Genomic DNA, 13,437 nt, shown 5'->3' with positions numbered 1-13,437 from the left:
CTCAAGAAAATGCCTTGTTTTATGGATCGCACACTAAACAGACTGTGAATCATTTACACCGCGGCTCTTTTATATCAAACTGACGATGATTATACTTAAATACAGACATGGAGTTTTCTATGAAATTATCAGGAAAGATCCTTGGGCAAGTGCTGTTGCTAGTTGTGTTAATAGCCAATGTATCAGCCTGCGGCCAGAAAGGCCCGCTTTATTTACCAGAACAAACAGCCCCTGAATCCTGACCAACCCGAGAGCCAAAACATGAGTCTGAAATTCACAAAGATGCACGGTTTAGGCAATGATTTTATCGTCATAGACGCAATTAACCAAACTGCCAATTTAACTGCCAAAGAGATTATCACGCTGAGTGATCGTCACCGCGGCATCGGCTTTGATCAATGCCTCATTGTTGAACCGTCAAAAGATAAATCACTTGATTTCTTTTATCGCATCATTAATGCGGACGGGCAGGAGGTGGGGCAATGCGGAAATGGGGCACGCTGCATTGCCCGCTTCCTCTACCATTACGGCCTGACTACCAAAAAGAAAATACGTGTCGGGACGCATACCACTAAAATGCAATTAATCCTGAATAAAGATGACTCTGTAACCATTGAAATGCCGCCGCCCAGCCTGAATCCCAGGGAGATCCCGTTTCTGGTTACTCAGCAGCAGGACTCTTATATATTATCATTGGCAAAGGGAAACAATGTCGCCGTTCATGCCATCAGCGTCGGCAATCCCCATGCGGTAACCCTGGTAAATGACATTCAGAAGGCCCCGGTAAATACTCTTGGCGAGGAGATCAGCTTTCATCCCCTGTTCCCGGAGCAAGTCAACGCAGAGTTTATGGAGATTATCACCAATGATCGCCTGCAAGTCCGTGTCTATGAGCGAGGCTGCGGTGAAACACAGGCCTGTGGAAGCGGGGCAGTCGCAGCAGCAGCCATCGGCCGTCTTTTTTACCAGATGGAAGAAACTATTCAGGTCGATTTACCCGGCGGACAGCTCCACGTAAAATGGCAAAATCAGGCTTCACCCATTTATCTGACTGGTCCTGCCACTTTTGTCTATGAAGGAACTTTACTGTTATGCGGATAGTGATTTTGGGAGCAGGTCAGGTCGGTGGAACGCTGGCACAGAATCTGGCCAGAGAAAATAATGATATTTTCTTAATCGATCAGGACGAAAGCCGCCTGCAGGAGTTGCAGTATCGTCTTGATATACAGACTGTGCGCGGAAATGCGGCCTATCCCAGTGTATTAATTGAAGCAGGTATTGAACAAGCTGACATGCTTATTGCGGTTACTAATAGCGATGAAATTAACATGATGGCCTGTCAGATTGCCTACAGCCTCTTTCGTACACCGAACAAAATCGCACGCATCCGCTCCCATAACTATTATAAATATCCAGAGTTATTTCAGGATGAGCATGTTCCGGTTGATGTATGTATCAGTCCTGAAAAACTGGTAACTGATCATATTGAAAATCTTATTGATTATCCCGGTGTATCTCAGGTTCTCGACTTTGCTGACGGCCATGTACTAATGGTGACTATCAAGCCGTTATCCTCTGGTTTAATGGTAGGCAAGACTATCAGACAACTTCATGAACATCTGCAGGGGATTGAAGCGCGCGTTGTGATGATCTTTCGCGATAAGGACGTACTCTCACCGCAGGATGAGATGCAGGTTGCCAGCGGCGATGAAGTCATTTTTATTGCCTCCCCAGAAGCAATTAAAGAAGCACTGATAGCTCTTGGACGCTACACTCACCCCAATCGACGTATCATAATTGCTGGCGGCGGACATATTGGTACCGAACTGGCGCAGGCTCTGGAGCGTCGCTATCGGATTAAAGTGATTGATCGCAGCCCCGATCGGACCCATGATTTGGTGACGCAATTGCACAAAGGCACTGTATTACAAGGTGATGTCGCTGATCGTGATCTTTTAGTCAATGAAAATATCGAGTTTACCGATGTGTTCTGCGCAGTAACTAATGATGATGAAGTCAATATCATGTCATGCCTGCAGGCAAAACGTCTGGGCGCCCGCCAGGTAATGGCTCTGGTTAATCGCAATGCCTATGTGGATCTCATTGAAGGCAGCAACATCGACCAGGCAATTTCACCCCAGCTGATTACCATTGGCAGTATTCTCACCAAACTGCGCCGCGGGAATATGGTTAAAGTCTATCGCTTTCAACATAGCGAAGCAGAGGCTGTAGAATTAGTCATTCATGGCGATGAGCACACTTCTAAAGTGGTTGGACGTCCAGTCAGTTTATTGAATCTACCTGCAGGCTGTTCAATAGCAGCCTTATTTCGTGATGGTCAGGTATTAATGGTTAATCCTGAACTGATATTGCAATCAGGAGATCACATCATCCTTCTGATTTTAAAGAAAAAATATATCAGCAACATTGAATCGCTCTTCCAGGTGAGTTTGAGTTTTGTAGGTTAGTAATGCAAATTAAAACGATTTTACGCATTCTTGGCATTTTGCTCATGCTGTTTAGTATCAGCATGCTCACTCCTATCCTTTTTAATATCATTTTCCGGGAAGATTTTCTATGGCCCTTTGTAATAGCCTTCCTTTGTACTTTTGGTACAGGCGGTTTGTTATGGCTGCTCTTTCGCCAAAGCAGAAACGAACTTAAAACCAGAGATGGCTTTCTAATTGTCGCCCTTTTCTGGACGGTTCTTTGTTTATTTGCATCGCTGCCCTTTCTGTTTGCAATACAGAGTCCCAATCCCATTACTGATGCATTTTTTGAGTCGGTTTCGGGTTTAACTACGACCGGTGCTACAATTATTAGCGATCTTGACAGCCTTCCGCATGCTGTTTTGTTTTACCGCCAGCAGCTGCAATTCCTGGGAGGGATGGGTATCGTAGTCCTCGCGGTGGCCATATTGCCTATGCTGGGAGTTGGTGGTATGCAGCTCTATCGGGCTGAAACCCCTGGCCCAATGAAGGATAGCAAACTCACCCCGCGGATTGCCCAAACCGCCAAAGCCCTATGGTCAATCTATGTGTTATTAACTTTGCTGTGCATGCTTTGCTATTGGATAAGTGGAATGGATTGGTTTGATGCGCTGGGAGAAAGTTTCTCCACCGTTTCCACGGGAGGCTTTTCCATGCATGATAACAGTTTTGCTTTCTATCAAAGTGAATTGATTGAATCGGTCGCCTGCTTTTTTATGCTGTTGGGAGGAACAAACTTCGCACTTCATTTTTTTACCTTCAAAAAACGAAGTCTTAAACATTACTGGCAGGATGAAGAATTTCGCACCTATATCAGCTTTTTATTAGTTTCCACTCTGATTGTGACCGGCAGCCTGGTCATTTATGACTTCTTTGATATCAGCCATAATACTGTGATTACCGTATTGTTTAACATCATTTCTCTGGCAACCACCACAGGCTTTATTGCCGAACCATTCAATGACTGGCCTACTTTTACACCTATCTTGCTAATTATGCTCGGTTTAATTGGCGGCTGCGCCGCCTCGACCAGCGGCGGCATCAAAGTCATTCGAGTGCTGCTCATATTTAAGCAATCCAGGCGAGAAATGATTCGCTTAGTTCATCCGAATGCGATTGTGCCCATTAAAATTGGCAAGCATTGTCTGCCTGAACCCATTTTGCAATCCATGTGGAGTTTTATTTCGGTATTTATTGCTTTATTTATTCTCTTGCTGTTAATTTTTATGGGATTCGGCAATGATTTCCTTACTGCATTTTCCGCAATTGCCGTTTCTATTTCCAATTCAGGCGCTGGTTTAGGAGCAATCAGTGAAAATGTGGCCGTCTTAAATCACTGGAGCAAATGGGTTCTTATCTTTGCTATGATTGCCGGACGCCTGGAAATTTTTTCTTTATTGATTTTATTTTCCCCTCGCTTTTGGGAACGCTAGGTTCTGTGAATAAATTTTATTGTGAGCGAAAATGCGGATAATTGAGTGCTAATATGTTTTTGAATGAGGCGAATAGCGAGCTCTATTTAACGAGTTCAAAGACATATTGGCACCAGTTAGCCGCATTTGCAGCCACAATTAAAATTTGTTCACAGAGCCTACAAGTTGCTGTAACAAGGAGGTTTTAAATGCCCAATCAATTTGTCGACTCATTACTGGCCAAAGCCGATCTTCCTGCTTTATTAATTGCTTATCAATCAGACAAACCGGATAGCAGCCTCTTAAGTAAGCTTGTTGATGATTTGGCTCAACAACATTCATTTGATTTATTGGAAACTTTATTAAGAGTGATTGAAACGGGAGGAACGGAAGACAAACTGGAGGTGATTACCACCAAAATATCCATTCATTTTCTTTCACGACTTCTCGAGCAGGATCAACAGGAAGCACTTAAAGCAAGCTTCGATAGAATCAATGAAACTCCTGACTTATGGCCGCAATGTCTGCTTGCTCTAAGCACCTGGATTAAGTCAGGCGAGCGCAGGACTGCCTTAACCAGTTTGCTGGCCATTTTATCTAATACGCAGCGGGAAACGCTTTATGCCGCCCTGACCGATAGACCCGAAAAGGATGCTGTCTGGCTCGGTGAATTGATTGGCTACATCCTGAAGAATGAATCACTTCAAGAACCCGAAGTGAAAGCGCATTTGCAGCGCCTGAGCACCTGTCTCCTGCTTTCTGCAGCGGAAGTACCGGCACAATCCATTAACAGTCTGTCACTCTTGCTTGAGGATGAGGTGCTCATTGACAGTATTTTAAAGCTGCGGGCCATCGCCTCTACCTATGCCAAGGAAAATCAGGAAGCTCACGGACGATTTGCCTCATCCAGACAGACTTATCTAAACAAGTATGAAAATCTTATTCAGGCGCTCGCCATCAGAGCCAAAGCCTCAGAAGGTGCATATCAGAAAATTATTGCGGATAGACCGAACCTGGCAAATTGGCTAATGATCGCCCGCTTGAAAAGTCCAGCTGAAAAATCTTTGGAAAATCTGGTCTCGGAAGTCCTTACTCATTATCTCCTGTTTAACTGGGAAGACTCACAGTTTGTTGCCGAAATAATTCCGGTGATGGTTACGGTCTGCAAGGAAAGCAGCGGAAAAGAGCTGTTCAAACAGTTTTTCAAACAAGATAAGCTCAATACGGTTTTTTGTATCCGCTTTTTAAGTGAGTATTACAAGAAAACTGAGGAACTGGAGCAATTGCTCCAGTTCGTGAAAGATATAAGCCGGAATACTCCAGACCAGAGTTTCACCATCAACTTTTTAACCCAGAACTCCGGTCAATCCCAACGACTGACTGAAAGCTTGCTCAATCTGCTCGAATTAGATCAGTTAATTCCTATTTGCAGCCACATTCTGGCATTGCAACAAATTTTTCACCCAGAGGAATCGCTTTGTAAACAATATTGCCGCGTGCTTTGCGATAAATTGAAATCGTCCGCCAATCAGGCAGCGGATTGCAAACGGATAGCGCAGACAATTGCCATTTTACCCAAGAAATCCAGAGCACAGCCTTTGGAACTTATTTCCTCTCATCTAAATGGGGTTTCCAAATTATCAATGGCATGGCTTTCCGCCCTGTTTGAAACCAATATAAAAAAAATCCTGCTCTTTCCTTTTCTTTTAAATTTGATAAGGACAATATCGGCTAAAGAACAACAGCAACTCCTTGAATTGCTCAGCAAAGAGGAATTTTATCGATTTTATATCCATTTACTGCGTAATCAAAATACTGACGAAAAGTTTAATTTCTTAAGTGATTATCTGAGAAAGAAAGAAAAACATTCTTTTTTTGAACACTTACTACTGCTGACGCCTCAGGTCCATCAGGAAATTCTCGACGCTGTACTGCCAGAAGTTGAAACATCCCATCTCATCCAGCTAATCGTCAGTTTAATTAAAAAAGCAAAACAGGACAGCAGTTATCTGGCGCCCTTACATCAGTTACTGATGCAGTTTTGCACTCGCCTGCAAGCGACGCTGGATAGTTCGGCTCCAATACATCAATGGATTAAATATAATGATGAGGGTGACAGGAATGTGGTCACGCTCATTGCAGAACAGCTGTTTACCACACCAGCCTGTTTTCACTCTCTGTGCTCACGCTCGTCCCTCCTGCAAGACTACACCCCGCAAATTCTTCAGGGTGTACTGGTTAATAATGCGGATAATGACCTGAAGTTACGTGCAGTCCGCATCCTCGATTTAATTACTTATAATCCGGAGAAAATGGATGAACACGCCTTGCGCCTCTTACATTTCTACAGAAACCAAGCCTCTGTTTTGCAAAAAATCTTTAACAATCTCTACAAAGTGGAGCATTTGCTAAGCGCTGCTGGCAAGAATAATTTCAATGCACTAAAGCATAGCTGCTGGAAATTACTGCATGCCGGACAATACAGTGAAAACGCATGCCAATTATTACTTTGTACACAACTAGGGCAATGCCAAACTCTCAAAGAGCTAACTATCACGCTTACCAACCATCCTGGCTCCATACTCAGCCCTGATTACCTAAGCCAGATTGATGATGAGTTACTTGAGAAAATTCCCAAGGCGGATCTCATCAACATACTGTTTCAATCACTGGAAGGCCCTACCTTAAATAACTGGGAGAAGGTGAGAAAGACAGTAGACTTACAGGAAACAGCGCAATTATTTATTCATCAACTTATTAATCAAACCAAGTCGCAGGCTGAAAACCCTGTTTTGGACAATCAGGTTTTTCAATTTATTGTAAGCCTGCGCCATTTTAAAAAAGCTATATCAGGCCTTTCCCAAGAGGAACTATTTTGGCTCGTTGATACTGGAAAAACCGAAGAAATTGTTCAAAACTTCCCCGACTGGCTGAAACAGCTTATCAAAAATGGCCAATTCGATACGATTGACCGGGCAAGCCTGTTCTCTTTATTGCCAAGAGATCAACACTTTCTGCAAACGGTCTATGCGTTGCCTGAACTACAGTTTTATTTGCCGAAACTTTTCATTGAATTAGCACACAATGCACTCTCAGCTATCCATTATCCAATTCTGGCTGAACAGTTAAAATTGTTTACCCCGGTAGACAGAGAGAGGCATCTTGCAGACGCACAACGGCAAATTAAACCGGAATTAGTGAATCTGGATGTGATTCCCGTGTTTAACCGAATGTTAATGGAGCTCGATTTAAATCATGAGCAGGAATCTCATCGCGCATTGGTTTTAGACCAGATTGAATTTTTTGCGAAACTATCCTCTAACTCTGCGGTTCATAGAGCCAACCACTATCAGTTTGTTCAAGAGTTTCAGCAGGTCACATTTAACAATATAGCAATTTTGCGGCAACGGCATCCCGCATGGACGGCGATTATCCTTGGCAGCCAGCAATTTCCACAGGCAGTTAATTTTTGGCTTACCGACCTGCCCGAGGCTGATATTGAGCATCATCCGTTCACCAGCACGCTGCTTGAGCATTATGACATTATCCAAAATCAAGACTTTATGGATAGCGATTGCTGCCAGGAGTTTGTCCAATCCCTGCTTATGAAACCTCCTGCCAAAATAACAGAAGAGCAGTATGTTCTCTTGTTTCACAAGCTTACACCCGAAAGGCAAAAAAAACTGGCTGTCAATGTCTTGGAACAAAGCAAACTCGAGGACGTTCAATGGTCTTCGCTGATTACCCTGGCCAGAGTATTATCAGTACAGGCTTTATATGAGATTTTTTTACACAGTCAGACACTTTTCGTTTTTGTCGATCTAATTGCCAGGCATCCGGAAGGTATTCACAGCCTGGCACCCGCGCAGATTGACAGATTGCTGTCTGAGCTAACCTCTGCGGAGCAGCTGTGTCGGATATTGAATAGCCAGACACAGCCCAAACTAAAATTTAATTTCGTCAACAGTCTGTTCCAATGTTTGCAGCGCAATCATCTGGCCCTTGCCGACTGGTTGAATAAAATTAACGCAGACGAGCAGGCATTTGCTGCACTGGCAAATTATACAGAAGCAAACGCCTGTCAGGAGCAGCTGCACCAACTCATTATGAAGTCCGCTGCACGACGCCAGCAGATACAGAGTTTTTTAAAAAACCCGGATTGGGAAATGCCTATTGAGAGTGCAGGTCTTCTAAATCAGTATATGCGCGATGCCTGGCTGCATCCCTGGAAAGGCTGGCAATGCCATCCTCTTCTTTTTAAGTATTTGGGTTTTGCCGACGAAGTAATCGCCATGCAGGCACAAATGGAATTCCTTGAAGAAATCATAAAGCTCAATCAATTTTACGAACCATTGGCCAATACGGGAAATGTTTCTGAACATACTATCGTGTCAGCCCGTTGGCTGCAAAGGCTGCCCCTGATTGAAGGCGTTCTGATGGAACTTGGGGAGGAGGCAGCTAATCCCTCTCACCCATTAGCGAATACCGGACTCGTTAAAAATATAATGCAACCCTTGCTAAAGCAGGGAAAAGGAATTGCTGAACAGGTCGTCAATGACTTGCCCAACTTAGTCAGTGATATAATTAACTCCTTCGATCCACTCGGTCAATCTCAAGGCCTGCCGTTTGATGCGCTTAAACAGGAACAAATTCAAACCATTCAAAGCGCATGGCGAAAATTTAAGCTCCATCTTACAGCAATTGAATATTATTCCTCACCTCGTCTGCATGCCTTGTTTAATCCTGAGTCTTATTTTGCGCGAATTAATATGAAGCGCATTAGCCTGCTACCTAAAGCAGAAAGTGATGCCTTGGCTAATGCCCAGACTATTCATAAAGAATGGCAGGAACAACAGCAGTTTTTAATCAGCATGAAATTTAATGAGCTGCTGGATGTTTTTTTTAGAGATCCCCATATTCTACAGGATATAAAAGTCCAGGAATGGATTTTGGACAACTGTTTGTTTACACAATCAGGAATAAACATTATTCCTCCCTTGTTATACAAACTACTCAGTGCCGTATCTCCCTCATTACTAATAACTCATCTGCAGCAAAGAGAAAATCCCGTACATGCAGCGAATCTGGCTAAATTTAGCAAGCTGCTAACAAAATATCCAAGTATTGAGGAGTTAGTGTCGGTACTCTATGGCATGGACAGTGAAAGTCTCGAAGAGTTATTGACCTGCACCCGTTTTTACCGTTTAGCTTATGCCCCCTTACTTTTGTCCATGGTACAGAAAGCCCAGGCTTCAGGCATTTCAAAAAGGCAGGCCGGGCTTGTGACTCTACCCGAATCCCTAAGCCAGCATTTGGAACTGCAATGGCTGCACACTGAAATTCAGCATTTACACATCAATGAGGAAAGGCTAAAAAAACACGGACGAATGATTGCTGCTGAAGTATTAAAGAGCGGGCATAATCATTATGATACAGAACGCCTGGCTGCGTTAAGAAGCCCAGGTCTTAAGCTTGGTGCGGCTGAGCTTGCTGTTATTTTTAACAGTTATGCGCCCGCCTTCAACCCGCCTAATGAAGAGATTACCCGAGAATTTTTACTAAGCTTTAGTTATTTGCTTGAGAATGAGCAAAATCTAAACCTGATTCATGCCCTTAATGAGCGGCTATTACAACATACCATTAGAATTGCGCTTGAAAATCCAGCCTCTCACTATCAATTTCTGAATACCCTAAGCCATCACCCCAGCTCAACCAGGTTTTGTATTGAGCACATCAAAAACCGTTTACAACAACACTTAGCGAATTATTTTCCTGAAACTGCGCCTGCCCCCGCTTGTCTGGCCGAATTGACTGCGGCACAGTTTGGACAATTAACCAGAGAGTCTGTTGCCTCGCTTGCGACCTTGCAAAAACTGATTTTCTCTGTCGAACCCGCTGCTGAATTCACTATGTGGCTGAATACAGCGTCAGCCTCTGTAAAAAAAGATGTTATCGATTTCTCTGCTATTGCCTCTATGAATTCCATTCTTCAGCATTGGAAGGAGCACAATAACATTGAGGTATCGGCACAGCTAACCGAAAATCTGTTGCTAGTGGAAACCTTGCTGTCATCAGACGATGAGGCGTTTTTACAAAGAATAAATGAACTTTGTACCTCAGTCTATCGAGACTATCCCGCGGTGTATTTTCATTATCTGGCATTAAGTTTTAACAGAACAAAACAATCGCATGATTTGCTGGACAAGCTCAAGCGATGGATGCTCGATATTGGTGAACAGCAAGCTGATCAACTTCAATGGCTGGACAAATTAATTGGACTGCTTATTCATGCGGGATTAGTAGAGGAATTTTGCAATGAATTGCACTTGTATCCTGAACCATTACGTCAGTGCATATTGATTAGCCTGGACCAGAAAACGGCTATTGATGACCGGATTTTGACGTTATTTACTCCGTTAATCAGCTGGAAATGGATCAAAGAGCAATTACTGGCAAAGAAAACAGGGGCGAATCCTGCCTGGCTAAGAATAGCCTTATTGGAAAAGCAGCATCAGCAGGCTGTTTTAGAAGACGAGCAATCAATTAAGGAATTTCTTGACCTGTTAATGGTCTGCCGATTCCCGATTGATGCGCTAATGGCTCTTTCTAAAGAGATTGGCAATTCCTGTTTAAACAATTTACTAGTCTTCCATCTGCTGAGCCGCGCAGATTGCCTGCTGCAATTTCCGGGACTAACACTGCTTGACAGTCTGAGCTTAACCGCAAGTCGTCCCACTCCTCTGCGCCTCAGCTCATTGTCGCAGCATATCAAGCTGCCACTGGTGCCGGAAGCGAGTCTCAGCGGCTTGCAGGCAGAGGCCGCAGCCGAAATACTTTGTTCATTCAGACAATTTAATCATTTAACGCCCGAAATCTTGAACAATCTGCTCGAGTGTATTGCTGAACAAAGGTCATCCTTCCTCCTCTATTGGTTTATACATTATGCCCGCCTGCCTGGAGCTCAGAAGCCTTTAATCATCCTGATGAATAGTCTGCCTGATTTTGCGATACTCCTGGAACAACTGGAAAATAAGATACGTGAGGAGATCCTCTTTCGGATTATTGACGCGCGCTTTAAGAACAAACTGCCTGATATACAGCAGCCCGCTTCTTTGACGGACTTATGCAGCGGAGTTCATCTGGATCACTGTATTCATTTATACCTGCACCGAAATCAGGAAGAACCTGCCCTGGTTCAGTTTATTGGCGAGCTCATCCATTCTCTGAAGCAGAGAGAAGCTAAACTGACCAATCAGAGCATGCAATTATTACTCAGTCTCTATGAAGATAATCATTTTGAGTCACTCAAAGAATCAATTATTGAGATTACAAAAACCTACCGATATAGCAATACCGTTTTTTCAGACTGCTCTATTTTTTATGATGATGGACGCATTAATAGCAAAAGAATGCTGGAGCCTGTTTGGCTTAAAGCAAAAAGCGAGGGAACTACCTCATCCAGCCCAGCCAAAAGACTCTGGCAAACCAGTAATCTCCCGGCAACAGAAACTACAGAAAGCGAATTTCCATCCCCTTGGGAAAATAAGGCTTTATTAAGCGCAATTAGTCAGACTGAAGAAACCATCAGTTTTTTAAGTTATTTTTTGATTCATTTCAATGGCAAGCCAGAAATGTTGCAATTATTTCTGGAAGATTACCTGGACTCTCATCCACAGTCTCTGGTTTCATCAGATCAGCAAGAACTGCTCGAAAAAGTCAGCTGGCTGTTAACACAGCCTGACTTAAATAAAGAGACAGGCAATGTGTTGTTCAATTGTCTAACTAATTACCCGCAGTTGTTAAATAACCGAATCAAATTTCATTTGCTCTGTTTTAATGCGGAAAAATACTTACAAATTCCAGGAATGCAGAAAAAATATGATGAGCTGGTTCAATTTTGTAAAGAAATGAAGCCCTTCGCTCAAGCCTATCCCGAGGTAGCGGCTCATCTCCAACGCGCAAAACAGGAAGCAAAGTTTGAACGCAAATTAATGGCAAAATCAGGATGGTTCTTATCGTTTCGATTATGGTGCAGGCGTTCACTGTTCTACGGGTGGGAAAACTGGTTCAAACCAAGGTCACCCCGTTATGTGCTTCCATTTGAAAACACAGTTGATTCATCCCGCTTTAGCTATCAGAAAATGGATGCCCTTGCTGAAGGTTCAGTCTTGCCCAAGGATCTGGAACAATTGCTAAAGCATACCCGTCAGGACGTCTCACCGAGGAGCCTGAACGCCTTATATGAGGCATTACGCCAGTTTGAATGGCAGTCTTTGCCATTCAATGAACTGAACCTGCGTGAGCAGATTGAAAAAACCTACCAGAAATTAAGTAATCTAATGCCTGGGAATTCAAAGATAGAGCGCTGGCTAACTAATCATAAGGAGTTGTTCATCGGCAATCGCCATCAATTACTTAGCTTGTATATACAAAATAATCAGTTAGACGCAATTCATTTAATACTGGAACAGGAAAATGAGCTTTCCTCATTTGGTCCTATGGTCAGCCAGTTAAACAATGTGCAGGATATAGCCAGTGAGCAACAGCAGCAGAAAACGACGCCGATAAGAGGCCCTGGTCAGACACGTTCTGTCTGTCATTTGTTTGGCTCTGGTTCTTCTTTTGCTGTTACGGGCGAAAGTCTGCCAGCTACCGCAGATTTCGCTTTAAGCTGAAAGCGAAGTTTGATGCTAAGAATATTAATCACGAGGCCGGAGAGCACGAATAAAGCGGCCTTTATTTTCCAATCCTGAAAAGGCTCATCCAGGAACAAGGAAGAGCTAATCATACCCACAACAGGAACCAGTAAAGTGTAGGGAACAATCACCGCTATGGGATAACGGCTCAATAGCCAATTCCAAAGCCCATAGCCCACCCAAGTCGAGATGTATACGATATAAAGCAACGACCCAAGACCTTTCCAGCTGAGATGATGGAGGGTATTGCCCAATGAGTGAATACCATCAAAAGCCAGAGCCAGAATGAGCATGGGGATAAAGGCAACAAAACTGCCCCATACCACAACCGCCATCATATTCACTTTAGGACCTTTTTTGATAATTAAATTACCTAATCCCCAGGACGCAGCAGCACCGAGTAAACATAAAAATCCACCCAGGGAGACCTGACTGTCAAAGTGCAAGGCAACCAGGCCAATTCCAATAAAAGACACTAGCGCACCAATGATTTGCCAGAGCCCGGGTTTTTCTTTAATAATCAGGAAGGCAAACAACATGCTAAAGAAAACCTGAGTCTGGATAATTAACGAAGCCATTCCTGGCGTCATTCCCATGTACATGCCTACAAAGAAAAAAGAGAACTGCAGAGCAAAGGTTATCAACCCATAGAGAATAATAGAACGAAGTGGGATTGCAGGCGGCTTGATGAATAAAATAGCGGGTATACTGGCAAGCCCAAAGCGTAGCGCACAAAGCATGAGCGGTGAAATTTCCTGAAGCCCCAGTTTGACAAAAAGAAAATTGACTCCCCAAACTACGACAACTACAAGCGTAAATAACAAATGTAATGCAGGCATT

General features: G+C 43.5%; 6 protein-coding genes. 5 read left to right on the top strand and 1 reads right to left on the bottom strand.

The window, feature by feature from the left end:
* The first annotated feature begins 119 nt into the window (after window positions 1-119).
* The 5 genes from lptM (at window position 120) to DYH61_RS01370 (ending at window position 12,576) form a co-directional block, all read left to right on the top strand.
* Window positions 120-242 (top strand): LPS translocon maturation chaperone LptM, encoded by a 123-nt coding sequence (gene lptM / locus DYH61_RS01390; RefSeq protein ID WP_103989332.1) that lies wholly within the window; start codon window positions 120-122, stop codon window positions 240-242.
* Window positions 243-261: 19 nt separating this feature from the next.
* The gene (dapF, locus tag DYH61_RS01385) at window positions 262-1,101 is read left to right on the top strand and encodes a diaminopimelate epimerase (RefSeq protein WP_058508050.1); all 840 of its coding nucleotides are present in this window, start codon (window positions 262-264) and stop codon (window positions 1,099-1,101) included.
* A complete protein-coding gene (gene trkA, locus DYH61_RS01380; protein ID WP_115343294.1) occupies window positions 1,092-2,468 on the top strand; it encodes a Trk system potassium transporter TrkA in 1,377 nt (458 codons plus the stop codon). The genes dapF and trkA overlap by 10 nt, the downstream gene beginning before the upstream one ends.
* A gap of 2 nt (window positions 2,469-2,470) precedes the next feature.
* Window positions 2,471-3,922 (top strand): TrkH family potassium uptake protein, encoded by a 1,452-nt coding sequence (locus DYH61_RS01375; RefSeq protein WP_058507969.1) that lies wholly within the window; start codon window positions 2,471-2,473, stop codon window positions 3,920-3,922.
* A gap of 188 nt (window positions 3,923-4,110) precedes the next feature.
* Window positions 4,111-12,576 carry a hypothetical protein gene (locus tag DYH61_RS01370; protein WP_058507968.1) on the top strand — a complete coding sequence of 2,822 codons (8,466 nt, stop codon included), beginning with the start codon at window positions 4,111-4,113 and terminating at the stop codon, window positions 12,574-12,576.
* Here DYH61_RS01370 and DYH61_RS01365 read toward each other — a convergent pair.
* Window positions 12,498-13,436: an EamA family transporter gene (locus DYH61_RS01365; RefSeq protein ID WP_058507967.1), complete on the bottom strand. Its 939-nt coding sequence runs from the start codon at window positions 13,434-13,436 to the stop codon at window positions 12,498-12,500. The genes DYH61_RS01370 and DYH61_RS01365 overlap by 79 nt on opposite strands.
* Window position 13,437: the final 1 nt, after the last annotated feature.

It is taken from the genome of Legionella quinlivanii, from assembly GCF_900461555.1.
Classification (GTDB): Bacteria; Pseudomonadota; Gammaproteobacteria; order Legionellales; family Legionellaceae; genus Legionella_C; species Legionella_C quinlivanii.
This window is presented reverse-complemented; position numbering and strand designations above follow the sequence as displayed.